Source organism: Arthrobacter sp. R4 (genome assembly GCF_051365025.1).
GTDB lineage: Bacteria > Actinomycetota > Actinomycetes > Actinomycetales > Micrococcaceae > Arthrobacter.
In genome coordinates this window covers 1-23,225 of record NZ_JBLWIJ010000033.1, presented here as the reverse complement: position 1 = coordinate 23,225, position 23,225 = coordinate 1, and the positions used below count along the sequence as shown (strand labels likewise).

Sequence of the window (23,225 nt, the reverse complement as noted above, 5' to 3'; positions counted from 1 at the left end):
ATCCAGCACCGTCTGCGGCGGCGGAATGACCGGAGGAGTCTCTGCGCCCATCGCTCCGCCGACAGGACCGATCGCCAGGGCAGACGTCACAGCAGCAGCGAGAACCACGTTGGTAATCCTTTGTCTCCAGCCGCGATCAACCACCGGCAGTTCCTCCCCCAGATCGAATACATAATGCATCAGTGATTTCGCCACCCTGAGCCGGCAGCAACTGGATGCACAACTCCCAGTCTACTCGAAGACTACAATTGGATGATTTTAGCTACACGGATGTAGCCTCACTTAGGCGCGTCAAAGTTGTCCCTTTATCGCGCATAGGCTTGATTCATGCTTTCTGTTGTTCCGTTCCGTTCCGGTCCTCGCTCCGTGTCAGTGCCGTACTCGTTGCGGCTGGTTGCGCAGTGCTAGGTCTTGGGGGAATGCGCCCCCGTGGTGGACGTCTCCCTGGCCCAGGATGCGGCCAACCCCGCCCAGTGCGCCCATGATGGTGGCTCTTCCTGACGCCATCGGGGATGCGGGCCTGCGCAAAACCAACAGCCAGGCCACGGCCGCGTGGGCGACCCCTCCCAGGTGATCCTGCGCTGCGGAGTCAACGTTCCGGGACCCACCACCGACCGCTGCGTCAGTGTCAATGGCGAGGATTGGGTCATCAAGGAAGGGGACGCCACCTGGACCCTGACGACTTTCGGCCGCGCGCCGGCCACCGAGATCCTCCTCACGAAGGATCAGGAGAGCGTCAGCTCAGCCACGGTCCTTGCTTACTTGTCGGCGGCCGTAGCGAGGATCCCCGCCACCGGAAACTGCGTCGGCCAGGAAGACCTGCAGAACCTGCCGTCCACGCAGTAGGTCCAATCAGACCCGGCTACCGGCCGGGTGGTTCCGGCCCGCTCAGCGCAGCCCGGTCTTCCGGTGCAGCGCCAGGTAGATGAGTTCGTCAATCAACTCGGCGTAGTCCAGGCCCGATGCCGCCCACATCTGGGGGTACATGCTCTTCGGTGTAAAGCCGGGCATCGTGTTAATTTCGTTGATGATCAGCTCACCCTCAGGGGTATAGAAGAAATCAACCCGGCTCAGTCCTTCGGCTCCCACGGCATCAAACGCCGCAGCTGCCAGTTCTCGCACGCGGGCGATTGCTTCCTCCGGGATATCCGCCGGGCAGCTCAGTGCAGCGGCGTCATCCTCGACATACTTGGCGTTGAAGTCGTAGAACTCGTGGGTGCCGCCGGCCACGGAGATCTCACCAGGCATGGAAGTCCGCGGCGCTGCCGTCCCGCGCCCTTCCAGGACGGCGCATTCGATTTCGCGGCCCACTATGCCGGCTTCGATGACCAGCTTGAGGTCATGGCGGCGGGCTTCCTCGACGGCGGCGTCCAGCCCCTCCAATGAGTCCACTTTCGAAATTCCCATGGAGGATCCGGCCCGTGCGGGCTTGACGAAGACCGGGAACCCGAGGCGGTCCACCTGCTTGCGGACTGACTCGGCGTCCTTGAGCCATTGCCGGTCGGTAACAGCGATGTAGGGTCCGACGTGGAGCCCGGCCGCCTCAAAGACCACCTTCATGTAGTGCTTGTCCATGCCCACGGCTGAGGCGAGGACCCCGGCGCCGACGTAGCGGGTGTCGGACAGTTCCAGGAGTCCCTGGATGGTGCCGTCCTCACCGAACGGACCGTGCAGCAGTGGAAATACGACGTCGACCGTCCCCAGTTCCTGCGGAACTTCGTTGGGTGCGGCGACGATCAGCTGGTGCTCGCCGCCGATCTCGGCGAGCGTCACCGTTTCGGTCGACGGCGGGACTTCCGGCAGCGACGACGCCGACAGTGACCACTGGGCGGTGTCCCCCGAGGCAAGGACCCACTGCCCCGATTTGGCGATGCCGATGGGGATGACCTCGTATTTGTCTTTGTTGATGGCGGCAAGCACTCCGGCAGCGGTCACACAGCTCACTGCATGCTCGCTGGACCGGCCGCCAAACAGCACGGCCACCCGCGGTTTGGCGGAAGGGGCCGCTTTCAGGTTGTCTTCGGACATGGTCAGTAATCGCCTTCAGGTTTCAGTTCCCGGGCCAGCAGAAGCGGCCCCAGTTGGTCAACGGACAGTTTGCCGGCCAGGACAGCTACAACGGCAGCGGTAATGGGCATGTCGACGCCGAGCTTTCCGGCCAGTTCGTGCACGGCCTGGCCGGACTTGATCCCTTCGGCAGTCTGGGTCATTTTCTGGGCAACCTCGTCCAGCGTCAGGCCCTCCCCCAGCAGGCGGCCCGCTGTGTGGTTCCGGGACAACGGCGAGGAGCACGTGGCCACCAGGTCGCCCAGCCCTGCGAGGCCGGCCATGGTCTGGGCCTCGCCGCCGAGGGCGAGGGCCAGCCGTGAGGTTTCAGCCAGACCCCGGGTGATCACGGAAGCCTTGGTGTTGTCCCCCATCTGCTTACCCTCGCAGATACCGACAGCCAGAGCGATGACGTTCTTGACGATGCCACCGATTTCCACGCCCACGACGTCGGCGGTGGTGTACGGGCGGAAGTAGGGCGCCGTGCAGCTGCGAGCGATCCACCCGGCAGCAGCGGAATCACTGCACGCGACAACTGACGCCGTCGGCTCCTCGCGGGCGATTTCCATGGCCAGGTTCGGACCCGACACCACAGCGATACGGTCCGCCGGGATACCGAGTTCCTGGCTGATGACTTCGCTCATCCGGGCGTCGGTGTCTAGCTCGAGCCCCTTCATCAGGGAAACCACCATGGCCTGATCGTCGATCAGTGTCTTCCATTCGCGCAGTTGAAGCCGCAGCGACTGCGCAGGTACCGCCAGGACCACCAGGTCTGCTCCTGCCAGGACCTCGCCCACATCCGTGGAGGCGGTGATCGTCTCCGGCAGGGCGATGTCTTTCAGGTACTGGATGTTACGGTGTATGCCGTTGATTTGCTCCACGACTTCCCCGCGCCTGCCCCAGACCCGGATCTGCCGTTCGTCGCCCGCGGCCGTGGCGGCGTCGGCCAGGATCTTGGCAAAGGTGGTTCCCCAGGAACCGGCCCCGAGGACCGCAACCGAGCGGGCTGAGCCGGGGCGCCCGTCACCGGTCACAGGGCGTCCGCCTCGTCGCCAGCCGACGTTCCAGCCGCATCTGCGGTTCCAGCGGCAGAGCCAGCACCTGCGGCCCGTGGTCCCCGCTCCACAAACCGCCCGTGTTTCGCTTGCTTGTGCTTGGCGGGATCCCACCGCTCGACGGGCGGCTCTTCGTTGCGGATGCCAGCCAGCAAAGCTGTCACCGCGTCCATGATCGCCTCGGTGGCCGCCGTCAGGGTGGCCTTGTCCAGCGGACGGCCAGTGTAGGGGCTGAGGTCCACCGGATCACCCACAACAACCGTGGAGGTCCTGCGGGGGAACATGTGGAACCGCTTGGCATAGCGGGGGAAGACCTCGTGGGCGCCCCAGTGGGCGATCGGCACCACTGGAATGCCGCCCTCGAGCGCCAGCCTGGCCGCGCCCGTGTGCCCTTTCATCGGCCACAGGTCCGGGTCCCTGGTCAACGTTCCTTCAGGGTAGATGATGATCGCGCCGCCCTCGGCGACGATCTCCTGGGCGACCTGCAAGGAGCGGTTGGCTCCCGCCGTCGAGCGTTCCACCGGGACCTGCTTCGTGGCCCGCAGGACCCAGCCCAGCACCGGCACCTTGAACAGTCCGGCCTTGGCGAGGAAGTGGGGCGCCCGCTTGTTGTTATAGAGGAGGTGGCCCACGATGAGGGGATCGATTTCGGTGCAGTGGTTGGGTGCTGCGATGAAGCCGCCGGCGGGCAGCTTCTCAATGCCCTCCCACTTCTTGTTCATCAGCAGGTTCATCACCGGCCTGACAATGCCGGCAACGACCACAAAGGTGGCCTGGCTTTTGGCCGTTTCCTTCACGTGCCCCCCGCTACTTTGCTGTGGTGATGTCGAAATCTGCGCCGAGGCCTGCCAGCTTTTCCGTGAACCGCTCATAGCCGCGGTTGATGATGTCAATCCCGGTCACGCGGGAGGTGCCGGTAGCGGCCAAGGCTGCGATGAGGTGGCTGAAGCCGCCGCGCAGATCAGGGACGTCAATGTCGGTTCCCTTGAGCTGGGTGGGTCCGGAGATAACGGCTGAGTGCAGGAAGTTGCGCTGGCCGAACCGGCACGGCACGCTGCCCAGGCATTCGCGGTGCACCTGAATGCTGGCACCCATCCGGATGAGGGCGTCCGTGAAGCCGAAGCGGTTCTCGTAGACCGTCTCATGGACAATCGACACGCCCTCGGCCTGGGTGAGCGCCACCACCAGCGGCTGCTGCCAGTCGGTCATGAAGCCGGGATGTACGTCCGTTTCCAGGACCAGCGGGTTGAGCTTACCGCCCCGGTGGTAGAAACGGATGCCGTCCTCGCCGATGTCCATCCCGCCGCCCACCTTCCGGTAAGTGTTGAGGAAGGTCATCATGTCCCGCTGCGAAGCACCTTCAACAAAGATGTCGCCCCGAGTCACGAGCGCGGCTGATGCCCACGACGCCGATTCGTTGCGGTCCGAGAGGGCACGGTGGTTGTAGCCGCCGAGGTCGCGGACGCCTTCGATGCGGATAGTGCGGTCAGTCTGGACGCTGATGATGGCGCCCATCTTCTGCAGCACCGCGATGAGGTCGATGATTTCGGGTTCCGTCGCCGCACCTGAGAGCTCCGTGATGCCCTCGGCGCGGGTAGCGCTGAGCAGGACCTGCTCGGTGGCTCCAACGGACGGATACGGCAGCGAGATCTTGGCTCCGTGCAGGCCCTTGGGTGCCGAAATGTGGATGCCGCCGGGGCGCTTTTCCACGACCGCGCCAAACTGGCGGAGGACGTTGAGGTGGTAGTCGATGGGCCTGTCGCCGATTTTGCAACCGCCCAGGTCAGGAATGAAGGCCTCACCGATCGCATGGATCAGCGGTCCGCACAGCAGGATGGGAATCCGAGAATCGCCGGCGTGGGCATCAATGGCCGTGCTGGGAGCGGTTTTGGCCGCCTTGGGATCGAGCGTCAGGTCGCCGTTGACGGGGTCCTTGACCACGGTCACGCCATGCAGCTGCAGGAGGGAGGTGACTACCTCCACGTCCTTGATCTCCGGAACGTTCCGCAACACCGAGGGTTCGTTGCCCAGCAACGCCGCCACCATGGCCTTGGGAACAAGATTCTTGGCCCCACGGACGCTGACGCGGCCTGTCAGCGGGACTCCGCCGCGGATTGTCAGAACACTACTCATATACCGGTTTCCTTACGATTACTCGCCCCCAAGTCCTTGCAAAGGCTCCAGCTAAGCATAGGAGGTCGCGTTACCGAACCGAAATGCGCCGGGGCGCGCCGGGCTCGCGTTGCGCTCTTTGTGGGCTCCCCCAAGCAGTGGAGGTACCGGTAACAGCGTCCCTCATCTGATCGGCTATCCAACTGTTCGCTCCTGGAGCAAAATGAAACGGCGCAGGCCCCCATTTATGCTGCGCGTGGGCAACCCGCAATTCCTCGGGCAGCGTCGGCACGTTGTAGCCCAGAGTCCTGATGTGCGCGCAGCACTCGGCGAAGTAGGCGTTCAACTCCAGATCACCGTTGAGCCCGCGGAAGCTGTCCACGGGTTCTCCGGATTCCGTCATCTGGGCCCACGGCGTACTCAGCACCAGGGTCTTCTCGCGCAGTCCCATGCTGGTCAGTGCCCCGAACAGCCTGGTGGCCGCCGATTCCCACAACTTCCAGTGGCCTTCCGTAGCAGGGTCAAAGTGGCGTCGCGTTCCCCGAACTTGAGCGAGCCGCCCTGAGCTCCCCAGCTCCGGGGACTGGGTGACGTAGCTGCCGTCCGGGAGACGAACTACGCCCAGCCGTTCATCCGTCAGGTCTATGACGAGAAGGTCTATGTTCGCCGCGAACCTCCGCAGCATCGGCAACAGGTTCGATTTCAGATCACCCTCCAGCGAACGGTCCTGAAATGCTGAGCTAAGAGCGTCCCCTTCGAGAAGATCCGTAGGCCGGGATAATGCGCTGATCATCGACTGACGCGTCACATAGCCCAGCAGTGTGTACCCTGCTCCGAGCTTGTCAAACGCGTCCCTCGACACACAACTGCCATAGATCATCACGCTTTTTTGCATTGAAGAACCTTAACAGAGGAGCCGCTCAAGCCCTGCGCCGGCAGCCGCACGATTCAGGACAGACGGGCCGGGAGCGTCTTCGGCATGAATGCGGGGCGGGTGGCCTCGTAGGCGGTGATGTCCTCTTCGTGCTGCAGCGTCAGGCCGATGTCATCGAGGCCTTCGAGCAGACGCCACCGTGTGTAGTCGTCGATCTCGAACGGCGCCACAATGTTGCCGCAGATCACAGTCTTGGAAACCAGGTCAACCGTCACTTCGGTTCCCGGTGCGTTCTCGAGCTCTTTCCAAATCAGCTCGATGTCGTCCTGGGCCACTTCAGCGGCCAGCAGCCCCTGCTTGCCGGAGTTGCCCCGGAAGATGTCCGCGAACCGTGACGACAGGACAGTCTTGAAGCCGTAGTCCTTCAACGCCCAGACGGCGTGTTCACGGGAGGAGCCGGTGCCGAAATCAGGTCCGGCCACCAGTACGGAACCGGCGTTGAACGGTGCCTGGTTCAGGATGAAGGCAGGGTCCTTGCGCCAGGCGGAGAAGAGCGCGTCCTCGAAGCCGGTGCGGGTGATCCGCTTGAGGTAGACGGCTGGGATGATCTGGTCCGTGTCAACGTTGCTTTGGCGCAGCGGGACGCCGATGCCCGTGTGGGTGGTGAACTTTTCCATATCGGTCTCCTAGGCTGCGTCGGTGCGGATGGCGGCGGACTCGGGGGCCGGATCAAGGTCCGACGGCGAACTCAGCGTGCCGCGGATGGCCGTGGCTGCTGCCACCACCGGGGAGACGAGGTGCGTGCGTCCGCCCTTGCCCTGCCGGCCTTCGAAGTTGCGGTTGGACGTTGAGGCGCAACGCTCCCCCACCTCCAGCTGGTCCGGGTTCATGCCCAGGCACATCGAGCAGCCGGCGAAGCGCCACTCGGCGCCGAAGTCCTTGAAAACCTTGTCCAGGCCCTCAGCTTCGGCTTCCAGCCTGACGCGTGCCGAGCCTGGTACCACCAGCATGCGGATGTTGGGGTCTTTCTGGCGGCCGCGGATGATGTCTGCCGCAGCGCGCAGATCCTCCATCCGCGAATTCGTGCAGGAGCCGAGGAAGACAGTGTCCACGCGGATGTCCTTCATGGGCGTACCTGCGGCCAGGCCCATGTACTGCAGGGCACGCTCAGCGGCGGCTTTGGCGTTCTCGTCGCCGAAGTCATCCGGGGACGGCACAGATCCGGAAAGCGACACGCCCTGGCCAGGGTTGGTACCCCAGGTGACGAAAGGCTCAAGCGTGTCGGCGTCGAGGTCCACCTCGACGTCAAACGTGGCGTCGTCGTCGGTACGCAGCGTGTTCCAGTATTCGACGGCGGCGTCCCACTCGGCACCCTGCGGGGCGTGCGGGCGACCGTACATGTAGTCGTAGGTAGTCTGGTCCGGCGCGACGAGCCCGGCGCGGGCCCCGGCTTCGATGGACATGTTGCAGATGGTCATGCGGGCATCCATGGACAGCGCCCGGATGGCGGAGCCACGGTATTCCAGGACGTAGCCCTGGCCACCGCCGGTGCCGATCTTGGCGATGACGGCGAGGATGATGTCCTTTGCCGTGACGCCCGGGCGGAGGGTGCCCTCGACGTTGATGGCCATGGTCTTGAACGGCTTCAGGGACAGCGTCTGCGTGGCCATGACGTGCTCCACCTCGGAGGTGCCGATGCCCATCGCGAGCGCGCCGAACGCGCCGTGCGTGGAGGTGTGCGAGTCGCCGCAGACCACTGTCATGCCGGGCTGCGTCAGGCCAAGCTGGGGACCCACCACGTGGACGATGCCCTGTTCGGCATCACCAAGGGAGTGCAGCCGGACGCCGAACTCTGCGCAGTTGTTGCGCAGCGTCTGGATCTGGGTGCGGCTGGTCAGGTCGGCAATGGGCTTGTCGATGTCCAGTGTGGGCGTGTTGTGGTCCTCCGTGGCAATCGTGAGGTCCGGGCGGCGCAGCTTGCGGCCGGCCAGGCGCAGGCCTTCAAAAGCCTGCGGGGAGGTCACCTCGTGAACGAGGTGGAGGTCGATGAAGAGAAGGTCGGGCTGGGCGTTGGCTCCTTCGCCGTCGCCTTTGCGCACCACGTGCGCGTCCCAGACTTTCTCGGCCAGTGTCTTTGCCACGGCCATCTCCCTTCACTGCTGTTGGCTGTTAAGGTCCACTGAATCAGGGCGGCTGTGCAAATCGCCAGCCGAAACATTTGCATCTCAGATATTGAGACGGCAATATCATTACATGGACAATTCTAGTGGAGTCGGTGTCATTGATAAAGCGGCCCATGTGCTGGACGCACTTGAGGCCGGGCCTACCACCCTGGCCCAGCTTGTAGCAGCCACCGGCCTCGCCCGGCCCACCGTCCACCGGCTTGCCCTCGCCCTGGTCCATCACCGGCTGGTCAGCCGTGACATCCAAGGCCGGTTCGTGCTCGGGAGCAGGCTCGTTGAGCTGGCTTCCGCCGCGGGAGAAGACCGCCTGATCGCTTCCGCCGGACCTGTACTGATGCAGCTGCGCGACGCCACAGGCGAAAGTGCCCAGATCTTCCGGCGCCAGGGCGACTGGCGTGTGTGCGTTGCGTCCGCGGAGCGTCCGATCGGCCTGCGGGACACCATTCCGGTAGGCACGCAGCTCTCCATGAAGGCCGGCTCGGCCGCCCAGGTCCTGCTCGCGTGGGAAGACCATGACCGGCTCCTAGAAGGCCTCCAATCCGCGCGCTTTACGCCCACGGTGCTGGCAGGAGTACGACGGCGGGGCTGGGGGCAGAGCCTCGGCGAACGTGAGCCGGGGGTTGCCTCAGTTTCCGCACCGGTGCGCGGACCGTCCGGCCGTGTCATTGCCGCAGTGTCGATCTCGGGCCCCATCGAACGCCTCACCCGCCAGCCGGGCCGGTTGCACGCCGAAGTGGTGTGCAACGCAGGCCGGATCCTCACCGAAGCCCTGCGCAAGAACAACGACTAGGGCCTACCCGCAAGTGACGCGCCGCCGCGGCTAGGCTTTCAGCATGAACAGCTATGCAGTGTTCCTCCGCGGCATCAACGTGGGCGGGATCAATATCAAGATGGCGGATCTCAAGGCAGCCCTGGAAGCCACGGGCTTTGACGGCGTCAAGACCCTTCTTGCCAGCGGCAACGTGGTCCTGGCCAGCGAACTGGGACCCGCCGCCGTTAAGAAGGACTTCGAGGATTGCCTGCGGAAATCATTCGGCTATGACGCCTGGGTGGTTGTCCTCACCGCACAGAGAGTGTCCGAACTGGTGGACGCGTGCCCGTACCCGGACGACGACAAATCCACCCACACCTATGTCACGCTGGCTTCAGACACCGCCATGCTGGATGAACTGGATGCGGCCGGGGCGGCCCTGGAAGGTACGGAACAGAAAAGGCTCGGACCGGAAGCCCTGGCCTGGCTGGCACCTGCGGGTGGCACGTTGGACAGCCCCTTCAGCAAGGTCTCATCGAAGGCGAAATACAAGGCAACTACCACCACCCGGAACCTGCGGACCCTGATCAAGGTGCGGGAGGCAGCCGCAGCTCTTTCATAGGCAGGCACCTGCGGAAGCGGCGGACCCAGTCGGCAGTGGCGCTACGCCTCCCCCGCTTTGTCCAAAGCGGTGTTGAATGACCTGTGTCGGCTGACCTCAAGGTCAACAGGTTCCACCACCAAGGCCTGGGCAACCTCTCCGACGGCGGCACGGAGGCGCTTCCTGGCCGTGGTGGCCCGGGCCCGGCCGGCTACGGCCCCGATGAACTTCCCCGTAAGCGCCAGGAAAATTCCCAGGGCGGCTCCCCCGGCAATCATCAGGGTTGGGATCGGCCAGCCTTCAACCCGCGGCACGTCGGGGACAGGCAACTGGAGGTAGCCCAGCCCAGCCAGTACTCCCAGCCATCCGAGGCCGCCGAGAATGGTCAGCAGGGCAAGCCACTGGAACAGGTTGAAGACCGGCCACCACCAGGACTTCCGCGCGACCAGCAGGTCCGTGCCCGCAATGGCCTGGTCGAGGGCGTCCGGGAGCCGCTCCCTGCCTTCACGGGCAGCATCCCGGATCGCAGCGCGCCACGGGCCGGGCGCGCCCGCGCTGGCGTCGTCGCCGAACTGGCGGACGGCGGCATCCGTCCGAGCGCGTTCGGGCGCCCCGGCGGGTGGCAGCGACGTGCGGCTGAGTTCGGATGGGGCACTGCTACGCAGGTTAAGCCGCCGCAGGGGGTCAGGCCGGAATTTCAGCAGCCAGCGGGTCACCGGCCACCCGGTGCGGCGGGCCGCTTCCAGGCGGTAGGAGCGGTCCACGGCTCCCACCACCAGGGGCACGTTGGCAGCCGAGGCCAACGCATCCGCAAGTCGCGTTTTAGACCCGGGCCGGACACCGGCGGCCTCGCCGGCTCCGGAGGCGTCCCGCAGCCGTGCGACGGCGCGGGACACGTCAGCTGTGAGTCGCTGTGAAGACGCCTGCCGCCGCACCACCACGTGCCGAATAGCGGCCCTGACACGGTCCACCCCTGCGCCGGTGACGGCAGAAGCACCGATCACCTCGACCTGCCCCAGGCCGTCCACGGCGAGGATTCCCTTCAATGATTCCAGCACGGGCTGGACGTCCCTCTCCGGCAGCCGGTCGGTTTGGTTGAGCACCACGAGGGTGATGGAACCGTGCGCTGCCAGCGGTGCAAGGAAGCCGTTATGAACCGCGGCATCGGCATATTTTTGCGGATCGAGCACCCAAACCAGGACATCCACCATGCCCACCATCCGCTGCACGATCTCACGGTTGGCTGCCCTCGTGGAATCGAAGTCCGGCAAGTCGAGGAGAATCAGCCCGGTTTCCTCATCCGCGAAGCCGGGCACGGGCGCGGCATGGTGCCGGCTTCGAACATCCAGCCAGTCCAGCAGCGGTTCGCTGCCTTCCGCTCCCCAGACTCCTGCCAAAGGTTCGGTGGTGGTTGGCCGCCGAACGGCCGCCGTCGCGATTTCGGCGGCGCTGACGGCGTTGAAGAGCGATGACTTGCCGCTTCCGGTGGCGCCGAAAAAGCCAACAACCGTGTGGTCGGCGGAGAGGGACCGCCGGGAGGTGGCGCGCTCCAGCAGCCTCAACACGTCTTGCAAGACTTCCTCGGGCAGCACGCCCTCGGCGAGTTCACGGGCACTATTGAGGGCTTCAAGGCGGGCGTCCAGCTGCGACGAGACACGGGCAGCGGTGTGGCGGCTCATGCGGTGTCCGCAAGCCGCGTCAGGGCTTCAACATGGCGGGCCAGCAGAGCCCGGTCAGCGGGCACCTCGGGGAGCCGGTCAAGGAACTTTCGCTGCTCCTCCGCCAGCAGCTTCCGGGTGCGCTGGTGGAGATCCTCCCGTGCTTTCCGGGCAAGCCGGCGGACCGCGTCTTCACCGAAGACCGCTTCCAGCAGCTTTTGGCCCACGATGGCGGTGCCGCCGGCCACGCCCACCTCCAGGCCAGTGAGCCCGGCGGTCATGGAAAACACCACGACCATCAGCGCTGCCCCGAGGCCGTTGATCCCGAAGGACAACCATCTGGCCTGGGTACGTTTTTCCTGCCCTTCAGTCCGGATCAGTTCCATCAGGTCCGCCTGCCAGGCCCGGATCTCCGCCGCCACGGTTCCGGGGAAATCCATAGCTGCCCCTGAGAGGTCCTCGGTTCCGAGCAACTGACGGCCTGCCGGGTCTGCGCGCCACCGCTTGTCTGCCTGCTCGGCAGCGTTGGCGGCCTCATCGAGGATGACTGCCTGCAGCCCGGATTCGATGGCGGCCTCGACCTTGACGGCCGGGGCAGGTTCGCCGCGGAAGAACGCGCCCGCCCGGTCGCGCAAGCGCCCGATGCCCTGTTCAAGGCTGCGGAAGAACTCCCCCGTTCCCACGAAGTCCTGCCAGCGGGCAAGGACCTCTCCCCGCAACAGGGCGCCATCCTTCGTAGCATCAAGGATCCGCGTTTCCGCATCACGATAGGCCGTGAGGGTCTCAGCCCTGAGCCCCGCCGCAGCCTGCTCCTGCTCGTCCTGCGCCCGCGCCACGCTGCCAATCCGGCCCGCCAATGCCTTCACGGTTCCATTGAGGGTCCGCCGGGCAATCTGTCCCCTGCCTGCGGCGTCAGCGGCCAGGCTGTGCAGCCAGGTACGGAGAGGCTCCACTGCGGCAGGGGGGAGCATGCCGAGCGCGTCAAGGTCAGTCTCGGCAATGATGAACAGTCCCGCCGAACCCAGGCCTTCCCTGTCCAGCAGGCTCCGCAGGTCCGCAGAAACTTCTGCCTCTGCCTCGGCCGGTACACGGTCCAACACCACGGCCACCAGGATGTCGCGGGAGGCCGCGTTCAGCAGCAGTTTCCACGGAACGGCATCGGCGTAGCGATTGGCCGTGGTCACAAAGACCCAGAGGTCAGCGGCAGCCAGCAGCTGTCCGGCCAGCTTGCGGTTGTCGTCGGAGATGGAGTCGACGTCCGGAGCATCGAGCACCGCTATTCCGTGCGGAACGGCCCGGTCCGCCACCAGCACAAGGGAGGAAACGGCGGCCGCGTCCAGGGTTACTCCGGCGCGGCTGGCAGGGACAACATCCGTGGTGAGCGTGCCCCTGATCCGGCTCAGGGTAGGCAGGATGCGCTGGTCTTCGAACCAGCCGGCGTCCGCCGGGTGGTGCAGCAGGATGGGCTGGCGGGTGGTGGGCCTGATGGCCCCGGAGCGCGTGACCGGATGCCCCACCAGCGCGTTGACCAGTGTGGATTTGCCGGCCCCCGTGGAACCGCCGACGACGGCAAGCAACGGAGCGTCCAGGCTGCGGTAACGCGGCAGAATATAGTCGTCCAGCTGGGCCAGGGCGTTCCGTGCCTCTTGCCGGGCCTGCCCGGCAGCCGGCAGGGCAAGCGGCAAGGAAACAAGCGACAGGTCCTGCCGCACAGCCTCAAGCAGCGCAAGGGCGGCGGCAGCCGATTGGCCGGAGCCCTGTGCTGGAGCCCTGGCGGGAGGATGGTGGTTGGAGCTCACAGCACCATCATGCCAGCAACAAATTTCGGGAACGCACCCAACACGATTTCCTCCGAGGAGACCGACCGCCGCATCGAAGACTGGCGGCTACGAGGCTTCTGGAGCGGTAGCATTGCTTCGGCGGTAGTGCACTCCTGTAGGTTACAGAAAAGGGTACTTCGCCACGACGCGAGGTAAAGTCGAAGGAACAGACTTACGGAACTTACAGGGGCCAGCACTAGTGCACAACAATCCAGGTTTTTTAAGCTTCGTGGTGGCTACTGCTCATGGAAAAAGCGCGAAAATAGCGGTGTCTTCTGAGCACGATCACATCACTGCATCGATAAAGAACACCGGTAACTTTTACGAAAGTCAGTTCCTCGATGCGCTTACCTCGATACTCAAACCCGGTGATCTGGTAATCGATGTTGGTGCAAACGTAGGAAATCACACCCTGTACTTTTCTCAAATTCTCGGCTGTCACGTCGTCGCCTATGAACCGGTAGAAGAAGCGCTGCGGTGCCTCCTGCACAGCGTTGAGCTCAACTTCGCAGACGAGCGCGTCGAGGTCCGCCCATTTGCAGTTGGGAAAACTTCCGGTCGAGCGCGCGTGCACTCCACTAACAAGGGAAACCTCGGCGCAACTTCACTCATGCCCTCAATTTACGGCGATATTGTCCTGACTTCGCTCGACGAACAGGACTTTGAAGGAAAGGTGGCGTTTATCAAGATTGACGTCGAGGGCATGGATCTAGACGTCATCTGCGGCGCAAAGACGCTGATCGAGCGTGATCGCCCCTTCATCTCCTGCGAAATTAACGACGAGAAAGACGTCGACAAACTCAGCGGAATTCTTGAAGAATTGGACTATGCTTCTCTTGGCCGTTTCAATGCTTCGCCGACTTTCGTCTTGGCTCCAGTTAGGACACTTCAAGAACAAACTTCAATCATCAAGTTTCAGGTGCATCAAATGCAAACGATTAGAGAGGCTCAAGCGGAGTTCAACAACCGCTTGTTACGCTCCAACAGGTACACCGAACGATTGCACCGGGAGGCTCTGCAGAAGATCGCCGCAGAATGCTCTGTGGTAGATACCAATGGTGATGTAAACGACTCCACTGACCGGGAAGACGCAATGGCTCAGCGAGTGAACGAACTCTACTCGATGATGAAAAGTTTGAGAGCGTCCCAAGACAAGAGCCAACTGACCATTGAAAGCCTTGAGAGGGAAGTTCGCTTGTTGAGGGGCGAGGAGGCATGAACGTGGTCCGCGATAGGGACTACTCTGCATGGCCCGATACTCACTTCCAGTGGAATTCGATCGACGGGTACAGTGGCGAGAATATATGGCGGGATGGCGTTCACACAATCTCCCTAGATTCTGGGCCGAGCCTGGATCTTGTTATCAGTGGTAGCCCTCTACACGGCGATAACAAGGTCATTCCAATTTTCTTGTCAGGCGCCGTTCAATCTCGTGAACTGAAAGCTGGGCCGTTCTTTTCCGGCAGCAATGTCTCTGCGACGGGCGGCTTTCCGTACATCTCAATTTCAGACCCATCGCTGGAGTTAGACCCAACCTTAGGTCTCGCCTGGTACGCTGGCAACGAAAAACAGGACTTAACGCAAAGCTTGTTGAAGCTCCTGAGGCATCTGATCGCGGCTTCCGGCAAAGAACTGCTTCTTATCGGAGGCTCAGGAGGAGGTTTCGCCGCCCTAAAGTTGGGGCAAAAACTGGGAAATACCGCTTCCGTATTCGTTTGGAATGCGCAAACAGATATTCTCGAATATAATGAAAAGTTTGTTCGCAATTACTTGAAAGTCGCATACCCGGCCCTAACTGCAAATTTGCTTGAGTCTGCAGCTTGGAAGGAAACAGTACGTCGCGAATTCGAAGCTGCTGGTGTTGAGCTGTCGCTTCTACCAGATGCAAGGGCTGGCAGGAGTCCTCGACGGGTCCTCTTTGTACAAAATGCAACGGATTGGCATGTGCCCATCCATACTGCTCCGTTTATCGAAGCCTGTAATCTCAAGCACTTAGGCCGAGGAGTTTACTGGACCAACCCTGACCAACTGCTTTGGGTCACGCATTTTGGCACGGATCATCAGCCATTGCCTGCGGACGCCGTAACCCTAATAATCAAAGAGATGCTAGATCCGATGAGGGCTGTGATTGACATAGTTGCCAGCCTCCAACAATCCAAACTGCTTCCCCAACAGCAGCCAGGAAAGGAGCCTCGGGACCTGCGGCAGATCGAGTCGCTGATTGCATTGAATTTATCACTCGAGCTTGAGCACCGTAAGAATGGGCAGTTATATGTCCGAGTGAATCTCGGAGACGTACCCGCCTCTTATGGGGGCATCACTTTCGGTTTCTTTACACTTGACAACGCGGGCGTCGCCACTAATGTCCGTTGGTTCTCTTCTGACAAGGACTGCCTCATTGAAGTAGACACCGAATCAACAGGAGCGGTGCAAGTTCGTGTTCGTGATGGATTCAATAATGAACTAACGACGCTTTCCAAGAAAATTAGTCCTACAACTGCCCTGGAGCCCTTACCCCTACGCGTGTTCATATACGGGAGTTGCGTCTCCAGAGATGCCTTCCAGTTCCCACACGACATGCACCTCGTGGACTATGTCGCGAGGTCGCCGCTAGGAAGTGCCTTCGCGGAGATTCCGTCCGCACTTGACTTCAGCACTGCTTCTATCTCGAGCTCATTCCAGAGGCGCATGGTGGAGATCGACTTGAAAAAGGAGCTCGCGTCCATTCTTCGTCACTCCGAATATGACCTGTTGCTTCTGGATCTCATAGATGAGAGAATACCGCTGATGAACTACGAGCATTCAGTAGTGGCGTATTCATCCGAGCTTCAAAGCACTGGCGTGACGGCAGAAGAAAATTCGCTGATTGGAGTGGGAACCGACGCATATTTTGCTCGCTGGCTGGACGGCCTATCGAAACTGCTAGCGATCTGTCCAGCTTCGAAAATCGTCGTAAACAAGGTTTGGTGGGCAACAACCGATAGCGCCGGCGCACTTCTTCCAAACCAAGGATATATCAACACCAATAACGCAATTTTGGAACGCCTCTATGCCGAACTCGGCCAGTACCCTGAGATTCGCTTCATTGAGTACCCGGCAAATCTTCTGGTTGCCGATGCTGGCCATAAATGGGGGGCGGCACCATATCACTTTGTTACCAAGGCGTCTACGCACCTGCTCACCGTGCTTGCTGAGCATTGCCCGCCCGATGGGGTTCAGTCCACAACCTCAGACAAGGCACGACATAGCTAGTGACCATGCGACCACCGCCTGGCTGCTCATCGGTGACCCTCTAGTCAGGAATGGACGCCCAATGCTGTGAAATGGATTTCTGCCGTGCTTCGTTTGCCGCAGAGCTACGCCGCATTTCACGCGGTGGCGAGAACATCGGCTCATCGGAGTGGTCAGCCTCCAGTGGCCTGCAAGTTCTCAATCTCGTAAAGGCCATCTCTGTCTCGGCTGGCCAGAACGAGGATGGAATCCCGATGTGGCCGCCCCCGACGTATGGCCTCGAGACGGTCATTCTGTCTTCGAGTGCCACAAAAGCATGGACTGACTCGCCCACTTCTTCGAGAAAGGGATTCAGGTGCTCTTCCGTGTGCCACGTATCGCCAGCATTGTGCACATAGGATATGAGATTCCCGCGGTTCCAAGACGGGTCAGTGTATAGGTCGGCAATACGAAATCTGTGTGAGTAGTTTTGCATAATCTCGACGTACGAGAGCCCTGACCAAGCCGTGTTGAGGCTTTCACGCACCGGCTGACGTATTGAATATCGGAAGATGTCCGTCTGGGGGATACGTGGTATCGCGACCGAGTTTGCGAATCTTGCCCCTAGGCGCATGGCGACGAAGCCGCCCGCCGAAGACCCCTCAAGGATCAAGTATCGAGCACCTACAATGCCCATCAACTTCCTGATTATCGCTTCCATCCAGTTGTCGGGATCAACATTCGGGGTACCAAGGTACCAAGACAGTCGATTCTTGGGCGCTAGTGACAATGTTGGATCAGAGAATAATACAAAAGGCGCATTTGATGCCCGAGACAGTGCCACCGGCGCGAAGTATCGGCCATCGGGGGTTATGGGTCCCTTTGCTGCATGAAACCCCGTCCTTAATTCACCCCTGACGCTGGGACGACAATTTACGAGAAACGAAAGCAACATGCCGTCGCCGATTTCTAATTCGTAGATGGTCTCGTCATCGCCCAGATTCGGAGTGAAGGAATCCAGCTCACCAAGGGTGACAACTGGGGCTTTATAGAACTCGTCAAACTCTGGCACTTGACCTCCTGGCCTAGTGATGTGGGGTAATTTATAATTACGGGAAAGAGCTTCACCTTGAACGGGCAAAGCGACGGACTGACTAACGGACGCAGCTAACATTCATCGAAATCGGCGCCCGGTAGGATCCATGTGAGCGGTGAATCCTCAATTGGCATGCCATGGGGCACGCGATGAAGCTCAGCAAATTCTCCATTTCTTCCCAGCTCGATGATTGGATTGCCAATGCCATCGCGGGCGCTGTACATGCGCCCTGATAGCACACTGTAAGTTCCGAACCGTGTGGCGTGTAAAAGATCTTCGAAGTATGAATCCGTGGGCACGTTGCCCCAAGAGGCGATCCAGCTCTGCTCTACTTGGTCAATCTGTGATGCGGGTGCTACCGAGATCCCTCCCTCTTCCAGCGCTTCGCGGTTCGGTGCACTAATGCTGTCCGTGAAGACAACGGCTGGTCGCCACGTTTGACGCAGAATTGCAGCCACTTCGTCCGACTCAATTCCTTTCCTCGCTAGAGCATAGGAGGGAAGAGCCCTAGCGATCACAGGTATCCCAGCGGTACGCATGACAATAGCCAGTGCGTGTTCCGCCAGATGGGACCGCGTGATAGTGCGCATCTGTCTCCAAACGGCTGCCACGCGTCCCGTTTCGTCAGACATCCAGCTGGAAAGCAGTTCTGCCCACCTCGAGTCCGAGTTGGTGGCTTCAATCCCTCGGATTTGCTCAGTAATGCCTCGTCCGCGGCCACTTAGCACCAAGGACCCGCTCGCTGCGATCTCTACGACGCGGCGCGAAAACATGGTGGGTGAATCATTTGCTGAATTCACGTTGATGTTGACCGGGTGCGCTTTGTACACCTCGAGAACCTCTTTGTAAGGAACCCCTTCCCGGACATAGGGAACGAGTTCTGCAGGGAAATGATAGGGCGAGTTGGGAACATTGACTTGACGGTCATAGATCGTGAGCCCATGAACCTTGGCAGCATCAAGAATTCTATGTAATTCTTCAGAGCGTTCTTTGAAACGATCGCCGTAGTATGTTCCCGCATAGCTAACTGTATGCATGTACTTTCGCTCTGTCGGCAGGGGATTATGAATTACCGGTTCAGCGTAGAAGGGCAGGGACGAAACGCTCTGGTTTGCAGAATCTGCGCTCTGCAGGTATTTGCCGACCATGTCAGCGTCGGTCGTGAAAACGTGATCCATCATCCGAGCGGTTCGTTCAAAGGCTCGGAAATGCACCGGGTCTTCTTTATTCCAAAATATCACTGGGATACCACGAGCTCTAGCGACCTTAATGATTTTTTCGAGGTCCTTGATCTCATCTGGATAGTAAGCAACGCCTCGGCGCCACTGATTTTGCGCGCCCTCCCAGGCTGATTCAACGAAAATTGCATCCAAGTCTAGCGAAGCCACTTCGACGTAGCCATCATGTCGTGAGAGCGGGAATGTATGAAACGAATGCGCAATGGTTGTGCTGGTGAAATTGTCTGCGATGACACCAACGCGTAAATCCGCTAGATTTATTTGCTCATCCTGGTTTGTGGCTACCCGGTAGGAACTTGTCGCATCTGACAGACAGTCAATGGGTGTCCCGTTGAATGCGAAAACCGCGTCCGCTTGCTCCAGACAAATCAGAGACAGCTCGTCATCCTCCGTAAGAGGTGAGTCGGCAAGCATAAAGGGCACACCGAGTCGTCGCGCCGCCAGAAGCGCGGGAAGACCGACCCAGAAGTCCGAGTGAGCGGCTATTCCTGCCGGCCGGACTGCCCGAGCTTCTCTCACGATGGCGTCGGTGGCAGCAATTATGAATTGGGGCAGCAGAAGGTCATCAGAATTACGGAGTGGAAGCCTTGTGACCGGCAAATCTTGCACATAAATGGTTTCTCGGCCGTGGTCAGAATCGAGGAATGCAGTGTTGACTGTTGCGGAAGTGACGCTAACAACACTTACCTTCCCGTCTTGGACGCTTTCCAACAGTGGAGCTGTCCAGGCCCGTTGAAGGGACGCCTCGCAGAACTCATTTATGGCGAACAGGACACTGCCATGTTCGATCAGGTATGCAGCTCCCTCAGATCTTCTGGGCACCGGAGGGGGCGCGGCCTTCAAACGTTCAACACCTGCTGCCCATCTCTGAGCCGCCACGTACTTCAGAGCTGAGCCGACAACAAGCTGAGGGTGACCTCCCGCCAGCTCTCCAATGCGTGCTAAATCTCCCTCTCGGTGTAAGACGCTGAAGAGCCTTGTCAATGTCTCAGTGGTTGGCTTTTCGACGAATCGCTCTTCCATTGCGTCGATTGAAATATTGGTACTCGGCACGTCAGAGTGTTCTGCACATGTTGAGAACAACATCTTCAGCCACTGTTGTCCATTGATCAGAAGATCATATCTTGCTGCGTAGTTTGACGCAGCCCGCGAAACTTCGGAATAGCTGTCTGCTGTTCGATTCACCGTTGTAATATATTCAATCGCCGCATCCAATTCGGCATGGACCCACTCGTCTCCAAAAATCTCCACGGCCCCTTCACGTTCCCACACAACAGGAATCGCTCCCGACGCCATCCCCTCCACCGGCGCAAGATGGAACGTCTCGCGGTAACTCGGCGATAACATCCAACCAACATTCTGGAACCACCGACCCATGTCGGGACTGAACTCATCGAAGGCTATTCTGCGCCTCAACAGCGGGTTACCAGAAATTCGTTCGTAAAAGGCATCATAGGCCTCTCGAATCTCCTCGTTTTCCCACATCCAGCCGTAATCCCACGGCGCTCTTCCTCGAATGTGCAAAACATAACGACTGTCAAGGTCGAGTAGCCGCTCAAGAATATCCAAGGCTCGGTCTGGCCGCTTCAAAATCGGCACAATACCGGCAATGCCCAGATGAAAACGAGCGCCGTCCTTCTTCGGACGTTTGAGATCCAGTATATCCACTACATTTGGCAGGACGACCGCTTTATCACGAGACCATCCGAGTTGGTTACAAACTTTCTCCATGTAGAAATTTGAGACAAAAACGACTTTGTCGACGTTGTTCAGATTGATATCTTGAATCCAAGGAGAAAATAGCTCATATCCGTGGAACCGAATTACTAGCACCTGACCAGGCTTTTTGTTCCAGGAATACCAAACGGCATTGTGCGACGCGAATTCGCAGAGAATGATATCGGCCCAGTCGCGAAGGCTTTGACTTTTATCTTCATCTTGTAGGTTTTGCGCTTTCCAGTGATCAACGCGAAGCTCAACGTCAACTCTTTGTGCCAAGACATCAATCAACTCGCCGGCAAACTTAAAGTCATGTCCAGCCAGGAGGATCTTGCGAGTAGTCGAGTTGAGCGGGACCGCCTTGTAGTCGGCAACGAACCTGTCGAGATAGCCTTCAAAAACATCTGCATTGCTTTGTTTTGCTCCAACCGGATCCGGTGAAATGGGATTCGCTAGGAGAATACCTTTCGATGTGGATGCTGGAATTCGAGATTCCACGACGGCACGGCAGTCATCATTCAAGTAGACCAAACGAGGCACCGCCTCAGCTATACGCTCATAGCTCGAGAATGCGGACCTATATTCCTCATAGCTGGGGAAGTCAATGATTGGCCAAAGCTTGCATTTCAGCTGGCTGTTCGTGAAGCCGTGCTCCACAGCCTCGAGATCATCGGTAAGTACGACGGGGCAGTCCAGATCTGTCGCGGCCACGAAGATGTGCCATGCTGCGAACCTGGGCAGCAGCTCATCGTCGACGAGCTGATGTGCTGCACTTGCAGGCTCGACTACAGTCGTGTGCGGGCTGTCGCGGCTGAAAACCGACCCTAGGGCTGATTGCGCATTGTGGCACAGCACGACTACATGAACTCGTGAGGAAGCCAGTGACTCGGCCATTTCATAAGCGCGGTCTGCCCAACTAGGGTCGTTTAAACGTGGACGAAGGTAAAGCATTACACGACGCTGAGCGATTGCAAGGTTGAAGGTATTGGCAGCCCTGCAGTCATCAAGGGTAATAATCCGGTGAATAAAGCGCGGCTTCGCAAGGCGAACCAAGTTTTGCCGTTCTGGGCCCGAGACTACAGTCCTCGCAGATTCCTCGACTACTTGATCGAGCGATAGAGTAAAATTATGTTGATCGTCGATTCTTAAGAAATCGGACTCGGACAGGACAGACCAAACACGTCCCCTCAGTGAATCCTGCCGGATGAGTTCAGCGATCAAATCCAAACCTAGTGCGATGACGAGGTCGTAACCCTCATTCTGCACCATGCGTTCGATCTTTTCGGCAAAAGAAACTACATCAGCACCGGATATCGCATAGTTCTCGACGGGGTTAAAGTCCCCAACTGTCGACACGTGTGGCTTTAGGGTTGGCATGTCCGCAGCGGCGGCCGTCGCTGTTACCACATCGACATCATAATTTGACCCTAGGGCCGCGCTGATCTGGTCTGCATATACGTCCTCAGTACCTTGGTTGATGCGACAAAAAAGCACTTTCACTTCAGATGTCTCCGTCTTGAGTCGATACATGCGGTGCGGTCGAAAACTTATGCGCGATGCGAAATACCAGCGGGCGCGGCGCTCGTTCTGGAACGCGACTAAGAGTATTTTCTGACGGCACAATTTCAGTGCCGATACTCCGCAGTCGCGCCGTGAAGTACAGGTCAGGCTTGCCATTCTCTATGAAAAGAACTGGGACGGATCGTTTCCGACTCCACGGGAGTAGCCGGGAAATTGTGTCCGCGGCTATGCCACCTGTTGCATATTCAGCACCAAACCACGGACCGCTTTCAAATGCCGAACGATGGATGATGATCATTTTTGGCTGTCCATCGTCCACAGAATTGACCAAGCACGAGGGCATAAGCGGCATAACGAGGTACGACTTCTCAAGTTCGTCATATAGTTCATCGTGGACTATTGTGGCAATCCTCAACTGGGAATGGTGTGCCGTAGCCGAATTATATCCGATGCCGATGGTGTCCGCCAGTTTGGTCTTTGAGGGATTGGGCGGAGGGGGCGTGGACGATCGACCTCGAGCCGCCAGAAGACTGCCAATGTTCCCGATGCTCGGGTCGAGATCTACTCTCTTCGTGGTTCTCACGCTTCCCCTATCCAGACTTCGACTAATGCTCATACTCCCTAGCATTATCGGTCATGATCCGGCCAATCGCTAAAATTCTGACGAATCCATGTCTGGGCTCGTAAGTGCAGGGCCGGTGTGACGGCGCGAGTTGTCACGGAATTTACATGCTGCACGCCGCCTGCAATTCTTCGTATTTTGAATCAACAAAAATATTCATTGTGGGGGGATAACGCGTATACTTCGTGCCAGTAAGCACCAACGAGACGGCTAAACCAGCCTGTCCACGTTCTCTGAAACCCCTAAATAAACAACATTCATTGCCGCCACCCGTCCAGACAGTGAACAGACAACCAACCCACGATCCGCGTCATGCGCTCGACTATGTCCCGCCCCACAGAGTCTCGCGGCGAACGGCCGGTGCTAGATGTACTGCCCAGGGACGTTGGTTGGGTGAATGTGATGACTCGCTGGAGTCGTTGACTCATGGGTGAGGACCTCCGGTTGCACAGTGGAGTTGCTTAGACAACCGCTGAGGCGACCAGGAGGTCCTCATGTCCCACGCTAATGCCGCTTTGACTCCGCGCCAACGGTTACGCCTCGCGCGTCTCGTCGTTGACCAGGGATGGCCGGTGTCCCGGGCTGCCGAGCAGTTCAATTGCTCCTGGCCTACGGCCAGACGCTGGGCTGAACGCTATGCCGCGATGGGCGAGTCGGGCATGACCGACAGGTCCTCGCGCCCGCACCAGGTGGTGAACCGGACCCCGCAGCAACTCGTT

Annotated in this window: 16 protein-coding genes and 1 pseudogene; 6 read left to right on the top strand and 11 right to left on the bottom strand. The window is 59.9% G+C overall.

Annotation, left to right across the window (positions count from 1 at the left end; genetic code table 11):
* The first annotated feature begins 411 nt into the window (after positions 1 to 411).
* A pseudogene (locus ACLKOZ_RS19195) lies at positions 412 to 846 on the top strand (DUF3515 family protein).
* Positions 847 to 888: 42 nt separating this feature from the next.
* Here the strand turns inward: ACLKOZ_RS19195 and ACLKOZ_RS19190 are convergent.
* The 7 genes from ACLKOZ_RS19190 to leuC all read right to left on the bottom strand — a co-directional run bounded on the left by ACLKOZ_RS19190 (position 889) and on the right by leuC (position 8,228).
* Entirely contained in the window at positions 889 to 2,028 is a 1,140-nt protein-coding gene (locus ACLKOZ_RS19190; RefSeq protein WP_436477456.1) for a D-alanine--D-alanine ligase family protein, read from the bottom strand.
* 2 nt (positions 2,029 to 2,030) lie between these two features.
* Entirely contained in the window at positions 2,031 to 3,080 is a 1,050-nt protein-coding gene (locus tag ACLKOZ_RS19185; RefSeq protein WP_436477454.1) for an NAD(P)H-dependent glycerol-3-phosphate dehydrogenase, read from the bottom strand.
* A complete protein-coding gene (locus ACLKOZ_RS19180) occupies positions 3,077 to 3,898 on the bottom strand; it encodes a lysophospholipid acyltransferase family protein (RefSeq protein ID WP_436477452.1) in 822 nt (273 codons plus the stop codon). Before ACLKOZ_RS19180 ends, ACLKOZ_RS19185 begins: the two co-directional genes overlap by 4 nt.
* A gap of 10 nt (positions 3,899 to 3,908) precedes the next feature.
* Positions 3,909 to 5,234, bottom strand: coding sequence for a UDP-N-acetylglucosamine 1-carboxyvinyltransferase (gene murA / locus ACLKOZ_RS19175; protein WP_337348924.1), 1,326 nt, complete (start codon positions 5,232 to 5,234; stop codon positions 3,909 to 3,911).
* Positions 5,235 to 5,304: 70 nt separating this feature from the next.
* Positions 5,305 to 6,108 carry a DUF6270 domain-containing protein gene (locus tag ACLKOZ_RS19170; RefSeq protein WP_436477450.1) on the bottom strand — a complete coding sequence of 268 codons (804 nt, stop codon included), beginning with the start codon at positions 6,106 to 6,108 and terminating at the stop codon, positions 5,305 to 5,307.
* Positions 6,109 to 6,161: 53 nt separating this feature from the next.
* Positions 6,162 to 6,764 (bottom strand): 3-isopropylmalate dehydratase small subunit, encoded by a 603-nt coding sequence (leuD, locus tag ACLKOZ_RS19165; protein ID WP_337348925.1) that lies wholly within the window; start codon positions 6,762 to 6,764, stop codon positions 6,162 to 6,164.
* A 9-nt stretch (positions 6,765 to 6,773) separates the two neighbouring features.
* Positions 6,774 to 8,228 (bottom strand): 3-isopropylmalate dehydratase large subunit, encoded by a 1,455-nt coding sequence (leuC, locus tag ACLKOZ_RS19160; protein WP_337348926.1) that lies wholly within the window; start codon positions 8,226 to 8,228, stop codon positions 6,774 to 6,776.
* Between the two features lie 112 nt (positions 8,229 to 8,340).
* Between leuC and ACLKOZ_RS19155 the strand changes: the two genes are divergently transcribed.
* Positions 8,341 to 9,060, top strand: a complete 720-nt coding sequence (locus tag ACLKOZ_RS19155; RefSeq protein WP_066292257.1) for an IclR family transcriptional regulator — start codon at positions 8,341 to 8,343, stop codon at positions 9,058 to 9,060.
* 43 nt (positions 9,061 to 9,103) lie between these two features.
* Positions 9,104 to 9,643 (top strand): DUF1697 domain-containing protein, encoded by a 540-nt coding sequence (locus ACLKOZ_RS19150; RefSeq protein WP_436477448.1) that lies wholly within the window; start codon positions 9,104 to 9,106, stop codon positions 9,641 to 9,643.
* Between the two features lie 41 nt (positions 9,644 to 9,684).
* On the opposite strand, the gene ACLKOZ_RS19145 is transcribed toward ACLKOZ_RS19150, so the two are convergent.
* Positions 9,685 to 11,301 carry a GTPase gene (locus tag ACLKOZ_RS19145; RefSeq protein WP_436477446.1) on the bottom strand — a complete coding sequence of 539 codons (1,617 nt, stop codon included), beginning with the start codon at positions 11,299 to 11,301 and terminating at the stop codon, positions 9,685 to 9,687.
* Positions 11,298 to 13,079, bottom strand: a complete 1,782-nt coding sequence (locus ACLKOZ_RS19140) for a dynamin family protein (RefSeq protein WP_436477444.1) — start codon at positions 13,077 to 13,079, stop codon at positions 11,298 to 11,300. The genes ACLKOZ_RS19145 and ACLKOZ_RS19140 overlap by 4 nt, the downstream gene beginning before the upstream one ends.
* Before the next feature lie 220 nt (positions 13,080 to 13,299).
* Here ACLKOZ_RS19140 and ACLKOZ_RS19135 point away from each other — a divergent pair, with 220 nt between their 5' ends.
* Both ACLKOZ_RS19135 and ACLKOZ_RS19130 read left to right on the top strand, forming a co-directional pair.
* Positions 13,300 to 14,319 carry an FkbM family methyltransferase gene (locus ACLKOZ_RS19135; protein WP_436477442.1) on the top strand — a complete coding sequence of 340 codons (1,020 nt, stop codon included), beginning with the start codon at positions 13,300 to 13,302 and terminating at the stop codon, positions 14,317 to 14,319.
* Entirely contained in the window at positions 14,316 to 16,352 is a 2,037-nt protein-coding gene (locus tag ACLKOZ_RS19130; protein WP_436477440.1) for a DUF6270 domain-containing protein, read from the top strand. The genes ACLKOZ_RS19135 and ACLKOZ_RS19130 overlap by 4 nt, the downstream gene beginning before the upstream one ends.
* Positions 16,353 to 16,392: 40 nt before the next feature.
* On the opposite strand, the gene ACLKOZ_RS19125 is transcribed toward ACLKOZ_RS19130, so the two are convergent.
* Both ACLKOZ_RS19125 and ACLKOZ_RS19120 read right to left on the bottom strand, forming a co-directional pair.
* Complete coding sequence (locus ACLKOZ_RS19125) at positions 16,393 to 17,382, bottom strand: hypothetical protein (RefSeq protein ID WP_436477438.1); 990 nt, start codon at positions 17,380 to 17,382, stop codon at positions 16,393 to 16,395.
* A 95-nt stretch (positions 17,383 to 17,477) separates the two neighbouring features.
* Positions 17,478 to 21,893: a glycosyltransferase family protein gene (locus tag ACLKOZ_RS19120; RefSeq protein ID WP_436477436.1), complete on the bottom strand. Its 4,416-nt coding sequence runs from the start codon at positions 21,891 to 21,893 to the stop codon at positions 17,478 to 17,480.
* Between the two features lie 1,107 nt (positions 21,894 to 23,000).
* Here ACLKOZ_RS19120 and ACLKOZ_RS19115 point away from each other — a divergent pair.
* On the top strand, positions 23,001 to 23,225 hold a 225-nt coding region (locus ACLKOZ_RS19115), incomplete at its 3' end, for a helix-turn-helix domain-containing protein (protein ID WP_436477434.1).